This window comes from Streptomyces sp. NPDC005866, assembly GCF_040629895.1.
In the GTDB taxonomy this organism is placed as follows: Bacteria; Actinomycetota; Actinomycetes; order Streptomycetales; family Streptomycetaceae; genus Streptomyces.
This window is the reverse complement of the sequence record NZ_JBEXWP010000006.1, coordinates 30,361-51,594: the sequence shown is the minus strand read 5'-3', so window position 1 is coordinate 51,594 and position 21,234 is coordinate 30,361. Positions and strand designations below refer to the sequence as shown.

Here is a 21,234-nt window from a genome sequence, read left to right as displayed (position 1 = left end):
GAGACCCCGAGGCTAGATCCCGGACGCTAGACCCGGCGTCAGACCCTCTAACCCTGGTGAACCTCCGTAACCAACACATCCAGCGCCCACCCCTGCCCCGCCTTCCCCGGCGCCGTGGCCTCCACCTCGTACCCCAGGTCCCGCAACGCCTCCACCAGCTCACCCGGCGTGCCCGGCGCGATCCCGGCGGTGAGAAGACTCCGTACGATCCGCCCCTTCGTCGCCTTGTTGAAGTGGCTCACCACCTTCCGCGTCGGCGCATGCAGCACCCGCACGGTCGCCGTCCGCGAGGCCACATCCCCCTTCGGCTTCCACGCGGCCGCGTACGCCGCCGACCGGAGATCCAGCACCAGCCCCGCCCCGGCCGCCTCCGGCAGCACCTCCGCCATCGGCTTCCGCCAGTGCGTCCCCAGCGCCCCGAGCCCCGGCAGCCTCACCCCCATCGAGCAGCGGTACGACGGGATCCGGTCCGTCACCCGGACCGCGCCCCACAGTCCCGAGAAGACCAGCAGCGACCGCGCGGCCCGCCTCTTCGCGGCAGCGTCCAGGGTGGCCAGACCGAGGGCGTCGTACAGCACCCCCGTGTAGATCTCCCCAGCCGGTCGTGCGCCCGCCGTCCGCAGTGCCGCGTTCTTGGCGACCTCGCCGCGCAGCCCCTCGCTCAGCCCGAGGACCTCGCTCGCCTTCTCCTCATCGCCGGCGCACAGGTCGACCAGCTCGGCGAGCACGGCCTCGCGCGCGTCCGCGAGCCCCGGCAAGGACAGCGACTCCGGCTTCAGCGGGGCAGCGCGGCCCGAGGACGCCTTGCCTTCCGAGGGCGGCAGCAGGACCAGCACACGTACTCCTGTTCGACATCAACCTTCGTCATCAACGCTTCGCGCCAGCGTAAAGCGCCGGACCAGCGCGATGTGACTACGCTCGTCGTATGCCCAGCCGCCACATCCGCGTCAAGGGCGCCCCTGAGGCCCCCCTGCGGGCCGCGCTCGCCGCGCTCCGGGCCGATCTCGGCGTCCCGGAGAGCTTCCGGCCCGAGGTGCTCGCGGAGGCCGAGGGTGCCGCCAGGTACCCGGCCGTGCCCGCTCACGACGCGACCGACATCCCCTTCTTCACGGTCGACCCGCCCACCGCCAACGACCTCGACCAGGCGATGCACCTCTCCCGGCGCGACGGCGGCCACCGCGTCCGGTACGCCATCGCCGACGTCGCCGCCTTCGTCGTGCCCGGCGGCGACCTGGACTCCGAGGCACACCACCGCGTGACGACGCTCTACTTCCCGGACGAGCGGGTCCCGCTGCACCCCGCCGTGCTGAGCGAGGGCGCGGCCAGCCTGCTCCCCGGCCAGACCTGCCCGGCCGTCCTGTGGACCATCGACCTGGACGAAGACGGCCGGATGCTGACCGCCGACGTCCGCCGGGCCCTCGTCCGCAGCCGGGCCAAGCTGGACTACGCGGGCGTGCAGCAGCGCATCGACGACGGGACCGCCGAGGAACCGGTGGCGCTGCTCAAGGAGATCGGCGAGGCACGCGAGCGGCTGGAGGTGGAGCGCGGCGGTATCTCCCTCAACGTGCCGGAGCAGGAGATCGTCGAGAACGACCACACCTACCAGCTCAGCTACCGCGCCCCGCTGCCCGCCGAGGCCTGGAACGCCCAGATCTCCCTGCTCACCGGCATGGCCGCCGCCGATCTGATGCTGGCCCACGGCACCGGCGTGCTGCGTACCCTCCCGGTCGCCCCCGACGGCGCGGTCGCGCGGCTGCGCCGTACCGCCACCGCCCTGCACATCGACTGGCCGCACCATGTCTCGTACGCGGAGCTGATCCGTTCCCTGAACCCCCGCCGCCCCCGGCACGCGGCCTTCCTCCAGGAGTGCACCACGCTCCTGCGCGGCGCCGGCTACACCGTCTTCCGGGACGGCGAGCTGCCCGCGATCACCACCCACGCGGCCGTGGCCGCCCCCTACGCCCACTGCACCGCGCCCCTGCGCCGCCTGGCCGACCGCTACGCCTCGGAACTCTGCCTGGCGGCGGCGGCCGGCGAGAACCCGCCCGACTGGGTACTGAAGGCGCTGGACACGCTCCCCAGGACGATGGCCGAGGGCTCGCGGCGCGCGGGCACGGTGGAGCGGGAGTGCGTCGACATCGTGGAGGCGGCCCTGCTCAAGGACCGGGTCGGGGAGGTCTTCGACGGGTACGTGGTGGAGGTCGAGGAGCGTCAACCGACCGTGGGGCGGGTGCAGTTGCAGCAGCCCGCCGTCATAGGCCGGATCGAGGACGGCGAGCGTCTTCCGCTGGGCGAGCGGCTGCGGGTGCGGCTGACCCAGGCCGATCCGGGGACGGCGAAAGTGCGGTTCGCGCCCGCTTGAGCGGTCAGCCGCCGGATCCGGGCGAGGACGACGGCGTGCCGGAGGGTGTAGTCCCGGATGGGGGCACCTCCCGCTGTCACCTCCGTGCGGCGCCAACTCGTGGGCGACCCGTTCGCGGAGATCGTCGAGGACCATCGGGAGCGGATGGGGGCGGCGTTCGACGCGCTGGAGCGGATGGGGCATGGAACCGGCGCCTGAAGGCGTTGCACCCTTAGCGCACAGGGGGGTGCCGAAGGTGGCAGAACAAGCACGGTGGACAAGGGCGAGACTGGGCCGCTGCGGCCCGTCGCTCGACATGCTGACGGCTCGGTTCGACAAGCATGTGTACGCGCCACACGCGCACGCCGAGTTCACGATCGGGGTGTGCGTGGGCGGCTCCGAGGTGATCGCCTACCGGGGCGGCCACATCCGCACCGGCCCCGGTTCCATCGTCGTCCTGGCCCCCGGCGAGATGCATACGGGCGGCCCGGCCACGGCCACCGACGGCTACGCCTACCGCGCCCTGTACGCCGACCCGTCCCTGCTGGCCGACGGCACCCTGACCGGCGGCACACCGCACTTCCGCGACCCGGTAGTGGACGACCCGGAGCTGGCCGCGGCCTTCCGTCAGACCCACACCGACCTGGCTACGTGCCCGGACCCCCTGGAAGCCGAGTCCCGCCTCCCCTGGCTGCTGACGGCCCTGTCCCGCCGCCACTCGACCGCCCGCCCGGCGACGGACCACGTCCCCGGGGCACACGGAATATCCCTCCTGGTCCGAGACCGACTGGCCGACGAACTCACCGCTCCACCCTCACTCTCCGCTCTGGCGGCCGACCTGGGCCTCTCCCGCTACCAGCTCCTCAGGGCCTTCCGTACGACGATGGGTGTCCCGCCGTACGCCTGGCTGGCCCAGTACCGGGTGACCCAGGCCCGCGCCCTCCTGGACTCGGGCCTGCGCCCGGCGGAGGTGGCGACGCTGGTGGGCTTCGCGGACCAGGCGCACCTCACCCGCTGGTTCCGCAGGGTGCTGGGGGTGACGCCGGCGGCGTACCGCAACAGCGTTCAAGACGCGGCACGGTGATGCGGCGGATGCTCCGTGCATGACTGCACGCGGCTGGTTCCTGTTCTCCCTCATGGGAGTGATCTGGGGCATCCCCTATCTGATGATCAAGGTGGCGGTGGACGAGGTGTCCCCGTCGACGGTGGTCTTCGCCCGCTGCGGCGTGGGCGCGCTACTGCTGCTACCGCTGGCGATCCGCCAGGGTCACCTGTTGGGGGTGCTCCGCACCCACTGGCGCCTGATGCTGGCCTTCGCGTGCATAGAGATCATGGGCCCGTGGTTCACCCTGACCGACGCGGAACGCCACCTGTCCAGCTCGACGGCGGGCTTGCTGATAGCGGGCGTACCGATCGTGGGCGTGGTGGCGGCGAGGTACTTCGGCGGGGAGCTGGAGCGCCTGGGGGTGCGACGGGTGGCGGGCCTCCTGATCGGCCTGGCCGGCGTGGGCGTCCTCACGGTCCCCCACCTGACCGGCGGCGACGCCCGCTCCCTCGGCGAGGTCCTGCTGACGGTGATCGGCTATGCGACGGCGCCCCTGATAGCGGCCCGCCGCCTGCGGGACGTCCCGACGCTGCAGTTGATAGCCCCGTGCCTGACGCTGACGGCCCTGGTCTACGCCCCCGCGGCGGCGGCCACCTGGCCCACCTCGATGCCCTCGACAAATGTCCTGCTCTGCCTCCTGGCCCTGGGGGTCCTGTGCACGGCGGTGGCGTTCGTGGCCTTCCTGGAACTGATCAAGGAGATAGGCCCGACGCGCTCGACGGTGATCACATACGTCAATCCGGCGGTGGCGGTGGCGGCGGGAGCACTGTTCCTGGACGAGCGCTTCACGCTCGGCATCGCGGTGTCCTTCGGGCTGATCCTGGCGGGGTCGGTGCTGGCGACGGCCTCGGCACCGAAGAGGTCGGCACGCCCGGTAACATGGAAGACACGGCAGACGAGCCGGGCGGACGGCCGCGTGGAGTCCCCCTAGGGGGCTTCCCGAGGAACGTCCGGGCTCCACACGGCAGGGTGGTGGCTAACGGCCACCCGGGGTGACCCGCGGGACAGTGCCACAGAAAGCAAACCGCCCGGCGCTTCGGCGCCGGGTAAGGGTGAAACGGTGGTGTAAGAGACCACCAGTGCCCAGGGCGACCTGGGCAGCTAGGTAAACCCCACCCGGAGCAAGGTCAAGAGGGGCGCTTAAAAGGCGCCCTGCGTGGACGTTCGAGGGCTGCCCGCCCGAGTCCACGGGTAGACCGCACGAGGCCGGTGGCAACACCGGCCCTAGATGGATGGCCGTCGCCCCGGCTCCCGCGAGGGACCGGGGAACAGAACCCGGCGTACAGCCTGACTCGTCTGCCGCTCTGTATTTCCGCAGGTCAGAGCCATGTTTAATGACTGAACAAACCCTTGGGGTCGAATCCGGGTCGAATCTGCGCTACAGGTATCGTCGTTTCTGTCTGCCGCCCATGCTGCATATTCGGGCATTCCGGGTGTCAAAAGTGGTCCAGTGCCGCCCTGTAGCAGACATCTCGGATGCTGATGCACTCGGAAGTACATGTACGAGGTGTCCTTCTGGCGGCCCCCTCTGGCTGAACCTGAGCACCGATGGCTCGTCGTCCAGCGAGCCGCACCTGTTCCGGGATCGGTGACATTGCTCGCGGCGTGTCGAGGCAGCTGCCAATGGCGCCCTGTCGGGTGTCGCGGGACGCGCCGGACTGAACCCCTGTGCGGCGGTGGCCGTCGGCGCCGATCTCGTCGCAGTCGCGGGATTCCCCGGCCGATGACAACCGCTAGCGTACGTGCCGTGTCACGGCGGAGGGGCTCGCCGTAACCGCGGCTGCAAGGTGTCGCCAACGGTCCCGGCCGCAAGGAGGCAGCCGCGCTGCTGCGCCGCTGGTCGGCGGCGGCCGAGGCGATGACCCAGGGTCGCCCGCCCGCCACCCACGACGACCAGATCGCCCTGGACGCCGGCCCCTGCGGGCTGACCGTCACCTTCGGCTTCGGACCCGCCTTCTTCACCAGGACGGGCCTCGCCCACCGGGCCCCGGCCGCGCTGGTGCCCGTCCCCGGCTTCCCGTCCAACGCGATTGACCCGAAGTGCAGCGACGGCGACCTGTGGATCCGGGTCGGCGCCGACGACCCCCTCGTCGCCTTCCACGCCCTGCACGTCCTGCAGCGGGAGGCGGCCGGGGCAGCCGCGGTCCGCTGGCAGATGAGCGGCTTCAACCGCAGTCAGGGCGCCACCGCCCACTCGAGGACCGTCCGCAACCTGATGGGCCAGCTCGACGGCACCGGCAACCCCCAGCCCACCGACAAGGACTTCGCCGCCAAGGTCTTCGTCCCGGACGGCCACAGCGGCCAGGCGCGGATGAACGGCGGTTCCTACGCCGTCGTACGCCGCATCCGCATGCGCCTCGACCACTGGGCCGACCTCACCCGCGCCGAATCATCGGCCGCCGCAAGGACACCGGAGCCCCCTTGTCGGCCCCCGCGGACGTGCCGGAGACGACCCCATGGACCTGAACAAGTTCACCTCCCACGGCTCTCTCGCCATCCCCGCCGACGCCCAGATCCGCGTTGCCGCACCCGAGTCCAACGACCAGGCCGCCATGCTGCGCCGCGGCTTCTCGTACGACGACGGCTACGGCCCCGACGGGCAGCCGGGATGCGGGACTGCTGTTCATCGCCTGGCAGGCCGACCCCGCCGGCTTCGTCAAGGTGCAGACGAAACTCGACGGAGCCGATCACCTCACCCGCTTCATCCGCCACGAGTCCAGCGCCGTCTTCGCCGTCTCCGGCGGCGACGCACCGGGCGAATACGTCGGCCAGTCCCTGCTGGAGGCATGACATGCACGGCATGCAGCACATGCCGCTCTTCGGCCGCGCCGGAGAGGGCTGATTGGGTCGCGTCCCAGCGAAAGATCTTGGTCCGAGCCCGGGGCATCGAAGATGCGCGGGCACCTGGCATGCAGCGGCGGGCCGCTCACATGGTGAACAGTCCGCGGCCGAACCGGTCCTTGCCGTCGTGCACGCCGGGTAGGGCAAAGAAGTAGCCGCCGCCGGTGGGCGGGATGTAGTCGACGAGGGGCTCGTTGATCAGCTGTGCAGCCGCCGGGCCCCGCCCGGCAGGAAGGCCAGAGTTACGATCGCGCCAGTGCCCAGACCAAGACGCCTCACGGTGCCACCAGCCGCGAACTCGGGTGACTGGTTGAGGGCCTGAGCGGGCGGCGAGGTGAAGGTTCATGCCGGTTGTGGTGTTGGCCTCCTGACCCCCCACCGTCGGGTGCGATAGCTGCCTGCCAGTCGGCAGATGACGTAGATGGTGAACGAGATGGTGGTGACGTAGGGGCTGATGGGGATGCTGCTGCCCAGGGCGAGCAGGATGCCGCCCTCGATCGAGACCACGGCGAAGGCCACGCTGAGCAGGGGGAGCAGGATCGGCGACGCGGTGACGCGGGCGGCGGCCGCGGCGGGCGTGACGACGAGGGTGAGGACCAGCAGGGCGCCGACGACCTGTACCGACAGGGCGACCGTGAGGCCGAGCACGAGCATGAAGGCGAAGGACAGTGACCGCACCGGCACCCCGCGGGCCTCGGCGACGTCCGGGTCGGCGCTGGCGAAGGCCAGCGGGCGCCAGATGAGCGTCAGGACGACCAGGACGAGGGCGGAGGTGCCGAGCAGCCAGGTCATCTGGGGGGTGTCGACGGCGACGATCTGCCCGGTGAGCAGGCCGAACTTGTTGGCCGCCCGGCCCTTGTAGAGGGCGAGGAAGAGCACGCCGAGTCCCAGGCCGAACGGCATGAGGATGCCGATGGCCGAGTTGCGGTCCCGGGCGCGCGCTCCGAGGACGCCGATCGCGCCGGCCGCGACGAGCGAGCCGACGATCGAGCCCGCGACGATGTTGACCTCCATCAGCAGCGCCGCGGAGGCGCCCGCGAAGGACAGTTCGCTGATGCCGTGCACCGCGAAGGGCAGGTCGCGCATGATGACGAAGACCCCGGCCAGGCCGCCGACCAGGCCGAGCGCGGCGCCGGCGATGAGGGAGTTGCGGACCAGGGCGAGGAGTTCGCCGTAGTTGTCGAAGGCGAAGATCTGGTGCCAGATCGAGTCGGCGAGTGTCATGAGCGGACTCCGTCGGACTCGTGTGCTTCGTGAGCGGGGTGGTGAGGCGGTGCGGCGACCTCGTCGGGTGCTCCGACGACCACGACCCGGCCGTGCACGCGGACGACGTCGACCTGGGTGCCGTACAGCTGCGACAGCGACTCGGAGGTCAGCACCTCCTCCGGTGTCCCGATCCGGTAGCCGCCCCGCGCCAGGTACAGCACCCGGTCCACCAGAGCGAGGATCGGGTTGATCTCGTGGGTGACGAAGACCACCGCCGTGCCGTGGGAACGGCGCCTGGCGTCCACCAGTTCGGTGACGGCCCGCTGGTGGTTCAGGTCGAGGGAGAGCAGCGGCTCGTCGCACAGCAGGATGCGCGGATCGGTCGCCAGGGCCTGTCCGATCCGTACGCGCTGCCGTTCGCCGCCGGACAGCAGGCCGAGCGGGACGTCGGCGTACGCCGAGGCCCCGACCGCCTCCAGGATCTCGTCCACCCGGCGGCGGACCGCGCCCGTGCGCAGCCTCGGCCCGAAACGGTGCCCGTCGATCCCGAACCGCACGAGGTCGCGGGCGCGCAGCATCGCGTACGCGGACAGGGCCGCCTGCTGCGGGACGTACCCGATGTGCCGGCCGCCCTTGTGCGCGGAGCGGCCGAGGACCGTCAGCGTTCCGGCGGACAGTGGCTGCCGGCCCAGCAGGGCCCGGACGAGGCTGGTCTTGCCCGACCCGTTCGGGCCGAGCACGGCCAGGAACTCCCCGGGCCGTACGTCGAGATCGAGGCCCTGCCACACCACACGCTCGCCGTAGGACACGGCGGCCGAGCGCAGGCTGAGCACCGGCGCGGTACCGCTGTCGCTCGTCTCGATCTCGTTTCGACGGGCCTGGGGTATCGGGGCCATGGCCGCTCGCCTCACTTGGCCAGCGCGCTCGCGAGCGCGTCGACGTTCGACGTCATCCAGCCGAGGTAGTCCTTGCCCTTGGGCAGGGTCTCGGTCACGGGGACGGTGGGAACACCGGCCGCCTTGGCCGCGCTCTCGACCTTCACCGTCTGCGGGCCGGAGGTCTGCGCGTTGTAGACCAGCGCCTTGACCTGCTTGCCGCTGTACAGGGCCAGGGTCTCCTGCAGGGCCTTCGGGGAGACGTCGCTGCCTTCCTCGATGGCCTTGCTGAACTCCTCGGGTGTCTTGTTGACCAGACCGCTCGCCTCGGTCATGTACAGCGGTACCGGCTCGGTGATGCCGATGCCCGCGCCGCTGTGCTCCTTCTTGATCTGCGCTTCCTTCGACTCCAGCGGAGTGAGCTTCGACTTGAAGGTCTCGGCGTTCTTGGTGAAGACGGCGGCGTCGTTGGGATCGGCCTTGCCCAGGGCGGTGGAGATGCTGTCGGCGATCTTGGCGACGGTGGGGAAGTCGTACCAGACGTGCTCGTTGAGGTCGCCGCCCTTGGGAGCGGTCCTGCCGGAGACCTTGACGGCGTTGATCACTTCGGCGGAGGAGTTGCTGCTCTTCAGCATGCGGTCGATGAAGTCGTCGTAGCCGCCGCCGTTCTCGATGACGACCTTCGCCTTGGACAGGGTCAACTGGTTCTGGGTGTCGGCCTCGTAGGAGTGCGGGTCCTGGGCGGGGTCGCTGATGATCGAGGTGACGTCGACGTGGTCGCCGCCTATCTGCTCGACGACATCGCCCCAGACGTTCGTAGACGCGACCACCGCGATCTTGGACTTGGCGGAAGAGGCCGAGTCCGACGCGGAGCTCCCTTCGCTTTTGGAGTCCGACGAGCTGCCGCAGCCTGCCAGCAGGGCCAGGGAGGCGCCGGTGATCAGCGCCAGGTAGCGGCGAGACGGGGACGAGGGCATGGGTCCTCCACGACGGGGTTGGAGCGGGAGTCTTCGCAAGCGTGTGGGTCAGCCGGTCGAAGCCAGCCATTCCTACGCTAGATGGAAATGAATGTCACGACCATGGCTTAATCTGATCGATATGAAAATCGTTGCCAAGGCTTGACGTGCTCGCTACGGATGCGACATGACCCGCTACGTATGTGACCTGTTCGGTTCCGGGTGTGACGCCTCCCGGTCCGGTTCTGGCTGGCAGCGGTCGCAGACCCCCGTGAGCTCCACGGTGTGCTCGACCTCGGCGAATCCGGTGACGGCGGCAACGGCGTCCGCCCAGCGTTCGACGGCGTCGGCCTCCACGGCCCGGCTCAGGCCGCAGCGACGACACACGAGGTAGTGACGGTGTCCGTCGGTGGGGCGGGGGCGGTAGAGCCGTTCTCCGGACTTGTCCCGTACGACGTCGACGAGGCCCGTCCGCTCCAGGGTCCGCAGGGTCCGGTAGACCGTGGTCAGCCCGACCGCGGTGTCGTCCGCCGCCAGCGCCGCATGCAACTCTCGCGCGGAGGTGAAGTCGGGGCGGCCATGCAGGGCGCGCAGTACGGCGCTCCGCTGCCAGGTCGAGCGCCAGGCCGGCAGCGACTCCACGGCCCATGAGTCCTGCATGACGCTTGCCTCCCGGGACACTGGAAACGATCCGCCGTCCAGGCTAATTGAACATGGTTTCCATGGCTATGTAGGGGTGCGGGGTCGGCGCCGCCGCCCGGTGAGCGGAGGCGGCGGCGACGCCCCGTTCGTGACGTGCCCGGCTCAGCAGTCGCGGAACTCCGGTGACTGGTTGAGGATCTGGGCGCGCAAGGAGGTGAAACGGGCGTACGTCTCTCCGCCACGGGCCTCGGGTTGGAAGGCGGCCACCCGGTGGCAGTTCTGGAACGCCAGGGCCACCCCGAAGTGCCGTTCCAGGCTCCCGCGGATGGCGTCGCTGGACAGTGCGCGCAGCAGCTGGCCGCGTTCCCTCTCGGACGGCGGCGGGGTCTGGTTGTCCGCGAACTCGGCCGTTCCGGAACGGAGTTCGCCTGCCAGGCCGGCGATGAGGTCGTAGGCGTACGGCAGGGACGTGCGGACCGTTTCCACGAAGTCCTCCTCCCGCACTTCGCCGTTCTCGGCTTCGGCGAGCAACTGCGGGGAGACGTCGAGCGACATGAGGGGCTGTCCTGTTCTGTGGTTCTGGCGGTTGAGGTGCTTCTTCAATCTTCGAGCAGTACTTCCAGCAGTGCCGCCGGCGGTCAGGCGAGGGCCGCCAGTGCCGCGGGGCCGTGCCGGAAGCCGGGGTCGACCTGGGCGGCCAGGTCCTGGCCCGTGGCCTGGTTGGCCCAGGCTGTGGCGTTGCGCAGGTGGAAGTCGACGGCGTGCTGCTGGAACGCCGTCCAGTCCTTGGTGCGGGCGTCCACGGCCGCGCGCAGCCGGTCCAGGGTGCGGGTGTTGTGCGGCTCCAGGTCGCCGTGGCCGCGGCCCTGCTCCTGGGCGCGCACGTAGGGGGACTGCTCGCAGTGGGCGAGCAGGTCGTCGCCGACGTGCTCCTTGAGGAAGAGCAGGTCGTCCTCGCCGGTGACCTTGTTGCCGACCACGGCGACCGGAATGCCGAACTCGGCGGCGTGGTCGCGGTACTGGCGGTAGACGGAGACGCTCTTGCGGGTCGGTTCGACGACCAGGAACGTCATGTCGAAGCGGGTGAACAGGCCGGAGGCGAAGGCGTCGGCGCCCGCGGTCATGTCGACGACGACGTACTCGCCAGGACCGTCCACCAGGTGGTTGAGGTAGAGCTCCACCGCCCCCAGCTTCGAGTGGTAGCAGGCCACTCCGAGATCACGCTCGTCGAACGAGCCCGTGACCATCAGCCGTACCCCAGCGACCTCCTGGACGTGACGGGCGTGGATCTCGTCGTCGCCCAGCAGGCGCAGCAGCTGGGAGCCGCGTCCGGGCGGGGTCGTCTTCACCATGGCGTCGCGGGACGCGATCCGCGGGTTCGTACCCCGCAGGTAGTCCTTGATCTCACCGGTCCGCACGCTGAGCGGGGGCGCGGCGAACACCTCGTCCTCGTCGAGGCCGAGGGCGTAGGCCAGGTGCTGGTTGATGTCACCGTCGATGGCGACGACCGGCGCGCCCGAGTGCGCCAGGTGGCGGGAGAAGAGGGAGGCCAGCGTCGTCTTGCCGCTGCCGCCCTTGCCGACGAAGGCAACGCGCATCGCTATTCGCCCCTGTTGGAAATGGATGTCATGAGCACAGGCTGGTGTGCGGACGACAGGCTGTCAAATTGCCGCATGGCCAACTGGCCGGGTGAAAGCGCCAGTTGGGTCGCTCCACGGGTCGCCGCACCAGGCGGCGTCCGGTCGCGGCGTCGGCACCTGGGTATGGGTGGCGTTGCAGGCGGGCGCCGGGGCGGACCCTTCCTGCTGGTCGCCCACTCGTCGTGTACTCCTACGGCCGATCAGGCTATGGACGGCCTGCGTCGTGCCGTTCGGGACTGTGGCCACGGGGTCATGGTCTCCACCGGTTGCCCGGGGAGGGTTCCGCGTTGCCCCGCGACCGTGGAGTGCGGCGCACGTTGTGCGGCTGTGTGCGGTGGCCCGCGGGCCTGTCGGGGGGCGTCTGTGGCTCGGACCGCTCGTCACCGAGGTCGACGTCGCGGTGGTCGGCGCCTGGCTGCGGGCCGGGATGCCGGATGACGGCACACTGGCCCGACCGGCTGCGCGCGCGATCGTCGCGGTGTGCGGTGTGCGGTGTGCGGTGTCGGTGAAGAAGGTCCGATGCAGTTTGATGACGTCGGACAGGTCGAGGTTGGACCAGCGGTCCGGCTCTTGCTGACGCACTCGAACCGCGTGTGTTGATGTCGTGCCGATCTCCCGGCACGGTACCGGTGGGGTGCCACGGGGGAGTCCGTGACCCAGCGGTCGAACAAGGCAGTCCGCAACCCCTTCTCGGGCAGACTTCGCAGGACCGTTGTCGAAGCGAGCGAAGTCGTGGTCGCTCGACGCGACGATCTCCTTGCCCGGGGTTGCTGGGGGTTCGCGTCCTTCTCACGGTTCTCCGCTGCCCGGTCCTGCAGCGGAATGGGAAGGGTCTCTGGAGGAAAATGGACCCCGACAAGAGGGCCCGACGCTGCCGGGCTACTCCTGTGCGTGCCGGATGGCGTCCAGCACGATGTGGGCGACGTGGTCGTCGGTGAGGCCGTACCGGATCTCCCGGGCCTGCCGGTGTGCGGTCACGATGCGAGAGGTGCGCAGGACCCGGAGGTGCTGGGAGACCAGCGGTTGGCTCACTCCGAGGGTGGCGACCAGTTCGTGGACGTACTTCTCGCCCTCGGCCAGTTCGCGCACGATGCCGAGGCGCACTGGGGAGGCCAGTGCCTTCAGCAGGTCACTGGCCGCCTGCAGGGCGCGTATCGGCTCGTCCGCAGGGGCCGCCGGGGGAATCATTGCCATATGCGGACGTTAGCATGTGGCAATGATTGTCGCTCCATGCTCGGGCGACTGGGCGAGGCGGGCTCAGTGGTCGTCCCAGTGCTCCTCGTGTGCCGCGTGACGGTGGCCGTCGTGCACGTAGTCGACGTGGTCCTCGTGCGGCACGGCCACGTGCCCGCAGCCCTCGCCGTGCTGGTGGTCGTGCCCCTCGTGGGCGGAGTGGTCGGCGTTCACGCACTCGTCGACGTGGTCCCCGTGGGCGCGGTGGAGGTGGCCGTCGTGCGCGAAGTCGGTGTGGTCGCCGTGCGGGACGGCGACGTGTCCGCAGCCCTCGCCGTGGGTGTGCGTGTGGTCCTCGTGTGTGCGGTGCTCGGTGGCGGTGCTCATCTCGCGCTCCTAGTCATGTTCTTGGGTCGGTTGAGGGGTGGGTACCCCCCTGTGACGCGTGACGCCATCAATATATAGCAATGCATGCATGTGTGTCACGTCGGCCGTCGTGCCCGGCTGCGATGTACCCACGCATCGGTGCTTGATGGTCGTCGTGGTCGGAAGTGATTACGCCGAACGGTTGTCGGAGCCGCGTTCGGGCGGCCATGCAAGGGGGCGGTGTCTGTTGCGGGCGGACCCTTGCTCCTGCAACCGCGACTGGAACTCCCGTCCGTCCCGTCTGTCGCGAGCGCCACCTCGCCAAGCGGGTGTGCTTCGCCCACATGGTGAACCGGTCCCCATGTCCTCGCCTGGTCACCCGTGGGTAGCAGTCGCGTGAGGCTCAGACGGTCAACGGGCTGAGGGTAGCGCGGTCGACGTTCTCGCGGCCGGCTGATGTCTGCTCCGAGCGGCCCTTCTTCCTGTCCGGGAGTGCGACCGGTCAGCCGCTCACCGTGACCCCATATCGGCCCTGTGGTCGGTGCGAATGCGATATCCGGCACGCTTTGGGCTTGGCTCGGCGTGGAGCGTGGTGGTGGAGACCGGTCCACGGCCCTCTCGTCATCGACGGCCAGGAGGAACGCCACCCGCTTGGGACGAAGGTGCATGGAGTTGGAGTCGACGCTCCTTCCTGCGCAGCAGCCTGCCCTCCCGTCGCGGTGAGATCCAGGTCAAGGTATTGAATATGACTATCATTACCAATTAATGTTGCCGCGACGTAGCCGCCACCGGAGGCGGCAGGGGGAGTGGTCTGAGTGAGCGGGATGAGTCAGGCGTTCGGGGCCGAGCGGGTCATCGTGGAGCGGCATCTCTGTGTGGGGGCCGGGCAGTGTGTGCTCGCCGCGCCGGCCGTCTTCGACCAGGGTGTCGAGGACGGTCTGGTGCTTGTTCTGGATGAGACGCCGCCCGACTCGGAGCTCCCTGCGGTACGCGACGCCGTGTGGGCGTGCCCTTCCGGTGCCATCACGCTGCGCGCGGGTGCGGTGAGTTGACCTGGTAGGGCCTCAGGCGAGAGCCGGACCGCCAAGCAACCTGAGTTCGCCTTACGGCTCGACCGGTCCGTCTCATCCGTGCGCCGTGCCGACCCTCTGCCCCGCGTGCGAGGGGTGTCCACCACCTTGCTCGTGCTCAATTCGTAGATCAGCAGATCGTCAAGGAGAAGCATGTCCAGACAGTTCGATCGCCGCGCCTTCCTCCGCCGCGGCGCCACAGGAGCCCTGGCCTTGGCGGTGGGGCCCGGCCTGCTGGCGGCGTGCTCGACCGACGATCGCGCCGCCGGCCCGAAGGCGACGTCCAACTCCTCCCCCCGCACGGGAGGAACGCTCCGGGCTGCGTTCGTCGGAGGCGGCGCCTCCGAGACGCTCGACTTCTTCAATGGCCCCTCGGCGCTTGACCTGGTGCGCGCCCGGGCGTGGCACGGCACCCTCGGAAACCTCGACCCCAGCCAACCCGACGGGGTGAGCTACGGCGTACTCAAGGGCATCGACATATCCAAGGACCTGTCGACGTACACCCTGCGCGTCCGGCCCGGTGTCCGCTTCACCGACGGCTCGAAGCTGACCTCCGCTGACATCCTGCATTCGCTCTCCGCCCTCGCGAGCAAGAGCATGCTGCCCGTGTACCGGCTCGCCGCCGCGAACTTCGATCTTTCCCGCGCCAGGGCGGACGGCGACCTCAAGGTCGTGCTGCCCACGCTCCGGCCGATCGCGGACGGCCGCATGATCCTGTGTCAGGGCAACTTCCTGGTCGTCAAGGACGGCACCAAGACCTTCAGCAAGGGCATGCCCAGCTGCGGTCCCTTCAGGCTCAGTGAGTTCACGCCCGGTCAGGGTTCGGTGTTCACGCGCTACGACGAGCACTACGACCACGTGCCTTACCTCGACGGCCTGGAGCTGCGCTCGATCGCGGACTCGACGGCCCGCGCCGGGGCGCTCACGAGCGGCGAGATCGACTTCGCCCACGACCTCTCACTCGTCACCGCACGCACCCTCGCGGAAAACGCGAAGATCCAGCTCGTCCCCACGAAGAGTCCGTACCTGGTGGGGCTGTCCTTCCAGATGAACATGGGCGCCAAGCCGTTCGACGACCCCCGGGTGCGTGAGGCGTTCAAGCTCGCGGCCAATCGTGAGGCGATGGTGAAGACGGTGTTCTACGGAGACGCCGAGGTCGGCAACGACCTGCCCTCCATCGGCTTCCCCGACTACGCGAAGAGCCTGCCCCAGCGTGCCTACGACCCGGCCAAGGCCCGGAAGCTGCTCAAGGCGGCGGGTGCCGACGGGATGAAGATCGTGTTGACCACAGGCCCTGAGACGCCGGGGATGGTGGAGACGGCAACCCTCTTCGTCGAGGACCTGAAGAAGGTGGGTGTCCAGGCGTCGATCCGTGAGCTGCCCGCTGGACAGCTCTTCGCCGACTTCGCCACGTACAGCGGTTTGCCGCTGGCTGCCTCGTACCAGATGCCGATTCCCGCGCTGTCGACCTATCAGATGGGCACGGCGGGCGGCTCGCCGTCCGCCTTCGGCTGGAAGCAGCCCGAGGTGGATGCTCTCGTGGCGAAGGCTCGTGCCCAGAGCGACGAGGCGAAGGCCAGGGAACTGGGCGGGCAGGCACAGCGCAGGCGCTGGGAGGAGGGGAACCAGGTGCTGCCCGTCTTCAAGCCGAACCTGAATGCCCAGGCCAAGGGGGTCAGCGGAATTCGGGACGACCTCTTCGAACAGTTCCCGGGCTTCTCCCGGGCGTCCTTGGCGTGAGCTGGCTCGTCTTCGTCTGCCGACGCCTCGCCGGCGCGGCCGTCCTGCTGGTGCTGTTGTCGGCCGCGATCTTCGCGGCCACGGCGGTACTGCCGGGAGACGCCGTCAGCGCGGTCGCCGGTGTGGACGCCTCTGAGGCCCAACGCGCTCAGGTCCATGCCGAACTCGGTCTGGACCGGCCCGCCGCCGAGCGCTACGGCGCATGGGCGGCCAGGGCCGTCAGGGGGGACCTGGGGACGGGCTTCGTCGGACATCGGCCGGTCACGGACGTTCTCGCCACGCGGCTGCCCAACAGCCTGCTGCTGGCGGGACTGACCCTCGCGGTCACCGCGCCGCTCGCCGCGGTGCTGGGGCTGTGGACCGGGCTGCGCGGCGGCGCCGCCGACCGCTGGGTCTCGGCGTCGGCGCAAATTATCGCAGGGACACCCGAGTTCGTACTCGCGTCGCTGCTGATCGCGGTACTGGCGGTCTGGCTCCACCTCCTGCCGCCGGTCTCCCTCATCCCGCTGGGCGGTACGCCGCTCGACGCGCCACGCGCACTGGTCCTTCCGGTCCTGACGCTCAGTGCCGTCGGTCTGGCCGTGGCCACCAGGCTTCTTCGCGTCTCCGTCGCCGATGTGGCGGCCACGCCGTACTGCGAATCGGCCCGGCTGAACGGTGTACGGGGAGTGCGGCTGGCGGTGCGCCACATCCTTCCCAACGCCGCGGGGCCGGCCGTGCAGGCGCTCACCCTCACCACCGGGGCGCTGGTCGGCTCCGCCGTGGTCGTGGAGAGCGTCTTCGACTACCCGGGGATCGGCCGGGAACTGCAACTGGCCGTGGCCGCGAGGGATGTTCCGATGGTGCAGGGGATCGCCACAGCTCTGGTGGCCGTGATGCTGGTGGTCCTCCTGCTGGGCGACATCTGCGCGCGTCTGCTCGATGTGCGAGGAAGGTACGACGGATGACGACCGTCATGACGCGAGGGCCGCGGCCGCGCCCGGCCGGCCCCGGTGCGGCGCGGCACCGGCCGCCTGTTGTCACCGGGGCGGGGGCGCTGCTCATCGTCCTGCTCGCGCTGTTGGGCCCGCTGGCCGCGCCGCACAGCCCGACCGCGCAGTTGGGAGCGCCCTTCCAGCAGCCGGGCGGGGATTTCCTCCTGGGCACCGACGTGCTGGGCAGGGACGTGGCGAGCCGGGTGCTGGGCGGGGGCCGGGCGATCGTGCTCATCGCGACGGCCGCGACCACTGTCGCCGGTGTCTTCGGGGTGCTCGCCGGTGTGCTGGCAGCCATGGTGTCCCGTCGGCTCGGCGACTTCGTGGTCCGGGTCGTCGACGCGCTGGCCGTGCTGCCGGCCCTCCTTCTTGTCCTCGTGCTTGCCGCGGGTTTCCCCGGGAGCGACACGGCAGTCGTGGTGGCGGTCGCCCTGGCCACCACGCCCTTCTCCACCAGAGTCCTGCGCGCCGCGGCGAAGACCGTCCTGAGCAGTGGATACGTGGAGGTCTCCGTCGCCCGCGGTGACAGTAGGTGGGCCGTACTGCGCCACGACGTGCTGCCCAACCTCGCCGGGCCTGCGCTCATGGACACGGCCCTGCGGCTGGTCGCCTCGCTGCATCTCACCGCCACCGCGGGGTTCCTCGGCCTGGGCAGGGGCGGGGCGGCGCCCAACTGGGGGCGCATGGTGAGCGAGAACGCTCCAGGGGCGTCTCTGGCCGTCGCCCCGTTCCTGGTTCCGGCCCTGCTGCTCGTGCTGCTGTCCGTGTGGGTCGGTCTGTTCGCAGGACGTCTGGCCGATGTGGTGGGAAGGGGCGCGGGGTGAGTGGTTCTGGCTCGCTCGTGGAAGTGAGCGGACTGACGATCGGTCCGACGGGCGGGGGCCCGCCCGTCCTGGACGACGCCCATCTGTCCCTGGCGCGCGGGCAGGTGCTCGGTGTGGTGGGGAGGTCCGGTTCCGGGAAGAGCAGCCTTGCGTTCGGTCTGCTCGGCCATGTCCGGCCCGGTCTGGAACGGCGCTGCGGCACGGTCCGGGTGGCCGGTCTCGACCCGTTCGGCCGGACGGGCGCCCGTCGCCTTCGGGGGCGTGTGGTGTCGTTCCTGGGACAGGACCCCGCCTCGTCGCTCAACCCCGCGCTGCGGATCGGCAAGCAGGTCGCCGAGGCGGTGCGGCTGCGGTCGTCCGCGCCGCGTGCGGGGGATGTCGGTGCGCAGGTCGAGGCGCTGCTCCATTCCGTGGGGCTGCCCGCCGACCGGGCGTTCCAGCGGCGGCTGCCCCATCAGCTGTCGGGTGGGCAGGCCCAACGGGTGGCTCTCGCCATCGCGCTGGCCGGATCTCCGCGGCTGCTGGTCCTGGACGAGCCGACCAGCAGCCTGGACACGGCTCTGGCGGCCCGGATGCGGCGGCTGCTGGTCGATGTGCTGAGAGCGGGGGACCGTTCCGCGCTGCTGGTCAGCCACGATCCCGCCTGGGTCTCCTCCGCCGCGGACGACGTGATTCGTCTGGAGGACGGCAGGATCGTCGAAGCGCGCGTTCCACCGTTGCCGTCGGTCCCCGCGACGGTCCGCGCTCGAACGACCGACGCTCCGGCGGCCGGTGGACGGCTGGACGTGAAAGAGCTGGTGGCTGTCCACGGACGTGAGCCAGTGCTGCACGACGTCTCTCTCACCGTCGCCGACGGCAGCTGCACCGCCGTGGTGGGCCCCTCGGGTTCGGGGAAGACCACCCTCGCCCGCTGCCTCGTGGGGCTGCATCGGCCTACCCAGGGCAGTGTCGCCTGGCAGGAGGATTCCTCGGGATCAGACGGCCGCGTGGCGGCGCAGTTGGTCGCCCAGGACGCGCGCGGCGCTCTCAACCCGCGTGAATCGGTGCGCACCGCGCTGATGCGCCCCCTGACGGGGATACGGCGGCAACCGGCTCAGAAGGCCGCGGCGGAGGCGGGCCGGCTGCTCGGACTGGTCGGACTGCCACCGGAGTTGCTCCGACGCAGACCGGGTGAGCTCTCCGGTGGCCAGCGCCAACGAGTCAACCTGGCAAGGGCGTTGGCCGCCGACCCGCGGCTCCTGGTGTGCGACGAGATCACCTCGGCCCTCGACCCGGAGACAGGAGAGGGGGTCCTGGACCTGCTGACCTCCCTGCGGCGGACGTTGGGACTGACCGTCGTGCTGGTGACACACGACTTGGCGGCGGCAGCTCGCTGCGCGGAGCAGGTGGTCGTCCTCGACGCCGGACAGGTGGTGGAGGCCGGGCCCGCTCACCGGGTCCTGGCTCATCCGGAGCATGCCGTGACCCGCGAACTGCTCGCGTGCGCCGACCATCTCCATCTCCCCTCGGACAGGGCCGCGCGCCCGGTGCTGGAACAGCAGTAAGCGCCATGGCCGAGGGCACGCGCGGGACGAGACGGTGAGCGGGGCGGGAGGGGGAGCCACCAGTGGTGCTCCCCCTCCGGCGGCTCAGGCCCGCGCCAACTGCCGTGCCAGCGCCGCCTTGTCGACCTTCCCCACGGCTGTCAGCGGCATCTGCGAGACCTCGACGACCTCGTCCGGAGCCTTGTAGTCCGCAAGCCCACGGTCCTTCAGGAAAACGGCGAGTTCCTGGGCGCCGGGTACGATGCCGGAGCACACGACGAAGGCGACCGAGCGCTCGCCCCACCGCTCGTCGGGCACGCCGACCAGAGCGGCGGAGGCGATGGAGGGATGCGTCAGCAACTGCTCCTCCACCTCGGTCGCGGCGATCTTCTCGCCACCGCGGTTGATCTGGTCCTTGATCCGGCCCACGACGACGAGATGCCCGGACGGCAGCCGCCGTACGACATCTCCCGTCCGGTAGTAGCCGTCGGCGGTGAACGCCGTCCGGTTGTGCTCTTCGGCCCGGTAGTAGCCGCGCAGCGTGTACGGGCCCCGGGTCAGCAGCTCGCCCGGTCTGCCGTCCGGCAGCGCCCTGCCCTCGGCATCCACCACGAGAATCTCGTCGTCCGGCGATATGGGGCACCCCTGGGTGGTGCAGATGAGGTCTTCCGGATCGTCCAGGCGCGTGAGGTTGATCAGGCCCTCCGCCATACCGAAGACCTGCTGCACCGTCGCGCCCAGTGCCGGCCCCAGCCTGCGCGCGAGGTCGTCGGGCAGCCGTGCCCCGCCGACCTGGACCACCGAGAGGCTGCTGATGTCCCAGGCGCCGGAGGCGGCTTCGTCCATCCAGTACGGAACAAGCGGAGGGCTCAGGGAAGTGATGGTCACGCCTTCGCGCTCGATGAGGGCGAACGCGGTCTGCGGGCTGGGATCGGGCGAGACCACGACGGTTCCGCCTCTGGAGAGGGTGCCGAGCACGCCGGGACAGGACAGCGTGAAGTTGAAGGCGATCGGCAGGACCGCCAGATACACGCTCTGCGCGTCGAGGACGCAGACATCCGCACTGGCACGCGCGTTGTAGCTGTAGTCGTCGTGCGTCCGGGGGATGAGTTTGGGCAGTCCCGTCGTACCGCCGGACAGCAACAGCAGGGCGAGGTCACCTGAATCGACCCCGCCGCCGTCACCGACGAGGTCTTGCTCGAAGTCGCCGGTCTTCCGCAGCTCTTCGAACGGGATGAAGTCGCCATGCGGACCGGGATCGCCGACCACGATCACGTGGCGCAGCGGCCCCCCGGGCTCCTGCTCCGCGAGTATCCCCCGCACGAGTTCACGGTGGTCGAACCTCGCGTGCCGGTCGGGAACGACGCAGGCCACTGCCCCAGAGGTGCGCACGAGATGGCCGATCTCCCGGCGCCGATGGCCCGGCATGGCGTGGACGGGCACCGCGCCGAGCCGCTGCAGACCGAACCAGAGCAGCACGAACTCCGCGCAGTTGGGGAGCTGTACCACCACCCGGTCGCCTCGGCCCACTCCCAGTCCCCCCAGTCCGCGTGCGACCCGGTCGGCCTCGGTGTCCAGGTCCGCGTACGTCCAGCGCCGGTCACCGTCGACCAGGGCGACGCGTTCGCGGTGGTCCGCCGCCCAGCGGCGCAGGTAGGTGCCGAACGTCACGCCCTGCCAGTGTCCAGCAGCGCGGTAACGCGCCGATTCGGCTTCAGGCCAACGGGATTGGGTCTCGTTCACGGGCTCTGCCTCTCGTCGCTGTGGGGTTGGGCACTGGCGCTCTGAGCTGTCACGTGGCTACGATACGAGCACTTCGAAATGATAATCATTTCTATTTAGATGGCCCGGCACTGAGCGCAACGCCCGTCAGCGATCGCCGACGGCCTCCGCACCACCCCCGACTGGAAGGCATCTCGTCAGTGAGCGATGAACCGGCCGTCAAGACGCATACCTCG

The 21,234-nt window shown here is 70.1% G+C and carries 18 protein-coding genes, 1 other RNA gene and 2 pseudogenes; 11 read left to right on the top strand and 10 right to left on the bottom strand.

Going from position 1 to position 21,234, the window contains the following annotated elements:
• Window positions 1–47: 47 nt before the first annotated feature.
• A complete protein-coding gene (gene yaaA / locus ABZ396_RS11020) occupies window positions 48–836 on the bottom strand; it encodes a peroxide stress protein YaaA (protein WP_358916412.1) in 789 nt (262 codons plus the stop codon).
• Window positions 837–925: 89 nt separating this feature from the next.
• On the opposite strand from yaaA, the gene ABZ396_RS11015 reads away from it, so the two are divergent.
• The 6 genes and pseudogenes from ABZ396_RS11015 to ABZ396_RS10990 form a co-directional block, all read left to right on the top strand.
• Window positions 926–2,362, top strand: coding sequence for an RNB domain-containing ribonuclease (locus ABZ396_RS11015; protein ID WP_358916410.1), 1,437 nt, complete (start codon window positions 926–928; stop codon window positions 2,360–2,362).
• Between the two features lie 57 nt (window positions 2,363–2,419).
• Window positions 2,420–2,560, top strand: coding sequence for a hypothetical protein (locus ABZ396_RS11010; protein ID WP_358916408.1), 141 nt, complete (start codon window positions 2,420–2,422; stop codon window positions 2,558–2,560).
• A 97-nt stretch (window positions 2,561–2,657) separates the two neighbouring features.
• Window positions 2,658–3,425, top strand: coding sequence for an AraC family transcriptional regulator (locus ABZ396_RS11005; protein ID WP_358916406.1), 768 nt, complete (start codon window positions 2,658–2,660; stop codon window positions 3,423–3,425).
• A gap of 19 nt (window positions 3,426–3,444) precedes the next feature.
• Window positions 3,445–4,227: pseudogene (locus ABZ396_RS11000) on the top strand (DMT family transporter); the annotation flags it as partial.
• Between the two features lie 115 nt (window positions 4,228–4,342).
• Window positions 4,343–4,745, top strand: an RNA gene (gene rnpB, locus ABZ396_RS10995) — RNase P RNA component class A.
• A gap of 490 nt (window positions 4,746–5,235) precedes the next feature.
• A pseudogene (locus ABZ396_RS10990) lies at window positions 5,236–6,236 on the top strand (Dyp-type peroxidase); the annotation flags it as partial.
• A 393-nt stretch (window positions 6,237–6,629) separates the two neighbouring features.
• On the opposite strand, the gene ABZ396_RS10985 reads toward ABZ396_RS10990, so the two are convergent.
• The 8 genes from ABZ396_RS10985 to ABZ396_RS10950 form a co-directional block, all read right to left on the bottom strand.
• Window positions 6,630–7,511, bottom strand: a complete 882-nt coding sequence (locus ABZ396_RS10985; protein WP_358916404.1) for a metal ABC transporter permease — start codon at window positions 7,509–7,511, stop codon at window positions 6,630–6,632.
• A complete protein-coding gene (locus ABZ396_RS10980) occupies window positions 7,508–8,389 on the bottom strand; it encodes an ATP-binding cassette domain-containing protein (RefSeq protein WP_358916402.1) in 882 nt (293 codons plus the stop codon). The genes ABZ396_RS10985 and ABZ396_RS10980 overlap by 4 nt, the downstream gene beginning before the upstream one ends.
• An 11-nt stretch (window positions 8,390–8,400) precedes the next feature.
• Complete coding sequence (locus ABZ396_RS10975) at window positions 8,401–9,345, bottom strand: zinc ABC transporter substrate-binding protein (RefSeq protein ID WP_358916400.1); 945 nt, start codon at window positions 9,343–9,345, stop codon at window positions 8,401–8,403.
• Between the two features lie 174 nt (window positions 9,346–9,519).
• On the bottom strand, window positions 9,520–9,984 hold the full coding sequence (locus ABZ396_RS10970) for a transcriptional repressor (protein WP_358916398.1): 465 nt from the start codon (window positions 9,982–9,984) through the stop codon (window positions 9,520–9,522).
• Window positions 9,985–10,128: 144 nt separating this feature from the next.
• Window positions 10,129–10,521, bottom strand: coding sequence for an SCO5389 family protein (locus ABZ396_RS10965; RefSeq protein ID WP_358916396.1), 393 nt, complete (start codon window positions 10,519–10,521; stop codon window positions 10,129–10,131).
• Window positions 10,522–10,604: 83 nt separating this feature from the next.
• Window positions 10,605–11,564: an adenylyl-sulfate kinase gene (locus tag ABZ396_RS10960; protein ID WP_358916394.1), complete on the bottom strand. Its 960-nt coding sequence runs from the start codon at window positions 11,562–11,564 to the stop codon at window positions 10,605–10,607.
• Between the two features lie 921 nt (window positions 11,565–12,485).
• A complete protein-coding gene (locus ABZ396_RS10955; RefSeq protein ID WP_358916392.1) occupies window positions 12,486–12,800 on the bottom strand; it encodes a metalloregulator ArsR/SmtB family transcription factor in 315 nt (104 codons plus the stop codon).
• A 63-nt stretch (window positions 12,801–12,863) separates the two neighbouring features.
• The gene (locus tag ABZ396_RS10950; RefSeq protein WP_358916391.1) at window positions 12,864–13,166 is read right to left on the bottom strand and encodes a hypothetical protein; all 303 of its coding nucleotides are present in this window, start codon (window positions 13,164–13,166) and stop codon (window positions 12,864–12,866) included.
• Between the two features lie 803 nt (window positions 13,167–13,969).
• Between ABZ396_RS10950 and ABZ396_RS10945 the strand changes: the two genes are divergently transcribed.
• The 5 genes from ABZ396_RS10945 to ABZ396_RS10925 all read left to right on the top strand — a co-directional run bounded on the left by ABZ396_RS10945 (window position 13,970) and on the right by ABZ396_RS10925 (window position 19,297).
• On the top strand, window positions 13,970–14,197 hold the full coding sequence (locus ABZ396_RS10945) for a ferredoxin (protein ID WP_358916481.1): 228 nt from the start codon (window positions 13,970–13,972) through the stop codon (window positions 14,195–14,197).
• A 171-nt stretch (window positions 14,198–14,368) separates the two neighbouring features.
• On the top strand, window positions 14,369–15,955 hold the full coding sequence (locus ABZ396_RS10940) for an ABC transporter substrate-binding protein (RefSeq protein ID WP_358916389.1): 1,587 nt from the start codon (window positions 14,369–14,371) through the stop codon (window positions 15,953–15,955).
• Complete coding sequence (locus ABZ396_RS10935; RefSeq protein WP_358916387.1) at window positions 15,952–16,902, top strand: ABC transporter permease; 951 nt, start codon at window positions 15,952–15,954, stop codon at window positions 16,900–16,902. Before ABZ396_RS10940 ends, ABZ396_RS10935 begins: the two co-directional genes overlap by 4 nt.
• On the top strand, window positions 16,899–17,753 hold the full coding sequence (locus tag ABZ396_RS10930; RefSeq protein WP_358916385.1) for an ABC transporter permease subunit: 855 nt from the start codon (window positions 16,899–16,901) through the stop codon (window positions 17,751–17,753). Before ABZ396_RS10935 ends, ABZ396_RS10930 begins: the two co-directional genes overlap by 4 nt.
• Before the next feature lie 23 nt (window positions 17,754–17,776).
• Window positions 17,777–19,297 (top strand): ATP-binding cassette domain-containing protein, encoded by a 1,521-nt coding sequence (locus tag ABZ396_RS10925; protein ID WP_358916383.1) that lies wholly within the window; start codon window positions 17,777–17,779, stop codon window positions 19,295–19,297.
• Between the two features lie 84 nt (window positions 19,298–19,381).
• Here ABZ396_RS10925 and ABZ396_RS10920 read toward each other — a convergent pair whose 3' ends face one another.
• Complete coding sequence (locus tag ABZ396_RS10920; RefSeq protein WP_358916381.1) at window positions 19,382–21,019, bottom strand: (2,3-dihydroxybenzoyl)adenylate synthase; 1,638 nt, start codon at window positions 21,017–21,019, stop codon at window positions 19,382–19,384.
• Window positions 21,020–21,234: the final 215 nt, after the last annotated feature.

Bases quoted from the DNA above. Each gene is read 5' to 3' on its own strand.
- ABZ396_RS10965 (WP_358916396.1), bottom strand. From the start codon at position 10,521: ATGTCGCTCGACGTCTCCCCGCAGTTGCTCGCCGAAGCCGAGAACGGC.
- ABZ396_RS11010 (WP_358916408.1), top strand. From the start codon at position 2,420: ATGGGGGCACCTCCCGCTGTCACCTCCGTGCGGCGCCAACTCGTGGGC.
- ABZ396_RS10960 (WP_358916394.1), bottom strand. From the start codon at position 11,564: ATGCGCGTTGCCTTCGTCGGCAAGGGCGGCAGCGGCAAGACGACGCTG.
- ABZ396_RS10970 (WP_358916398.1), bottom strand. From the start codon at position 9,984: ATGCAGGACTCATGGGCCGTGGAGTCGCTGCCGGCCTGGCGCTCGACC.
- ABZ396_RS10975 (WP_358916400.1), bottom strand. From the start codon at position 9,345: ATGCCCTCGTCCCCGTCTCGCCGCTACCTGGCGCTGATCACCGGCGCC.
- ABZ396_RS10945 (WP_358916481.1), top strand. From the start codon at position 13,970: ATGAGTCAGGCGTTCGGGGCCGAGCGGGTCATCGTGGAGCGGCATCTC.
- ABZ396_RS10955 (WP_358916392.1), bottom strand. From the start codon at position 12,800: ATGGCAATGATTCCCCCGGCGGCCCCTGCGGACGAGCCGATACGCGCC.
- ABZ396_RS11015 (WP_358916410.1), top strand. From the start codon at position 926: ATGCCCAGCCGCCACATCCGCGTCAAGGGCGCCCCTGAGGCCCCCCTG.
- ABZ396_RS10985 (WP_358916404.1), bottom strand. From the start codon at position 7,511: ATGACACTCGCCGACTCGATCTGGCACCAGATCTTCGCCTTCGACAAC.
- ABZ396_RS10980 (WP_358916402.1), bottom strand. From the start codon at position 8,389: ATGGCCCCGATACCCCAGGCCCGTCGAAACGAGATCGAGACGAGCGAC.
- ABZ396_RS10940 (WP_358916389.1), top strand. From the start codon at position 14,369: ATGTCCAGACAGTTCGATCGCCGCGCCTTCCTCCGCCGCGGCGCCACA.
- ABZ396_RS10930 (WP_358916385.1), top strand. From the start codon at position 16,899: ATGACGACCGTCATGACGCGAGGGCCGCGGCCGCGCCCGGCCGGCCCC.
- ABZ396_RS11005 (WP_358916406.1), top strand. From the start codon at position 2,658: ATGCTGACGGCTCGGTTCGACAAGCATGTGTACGCGCCACACGCGCAC.
- ABZ396_RS10950 (WP_358916391.1), bottom strand. From the start codon at position 13,166: ATGAGCACCGCCACCGAGCACCGCACACACGAGGACCACACGCACACC.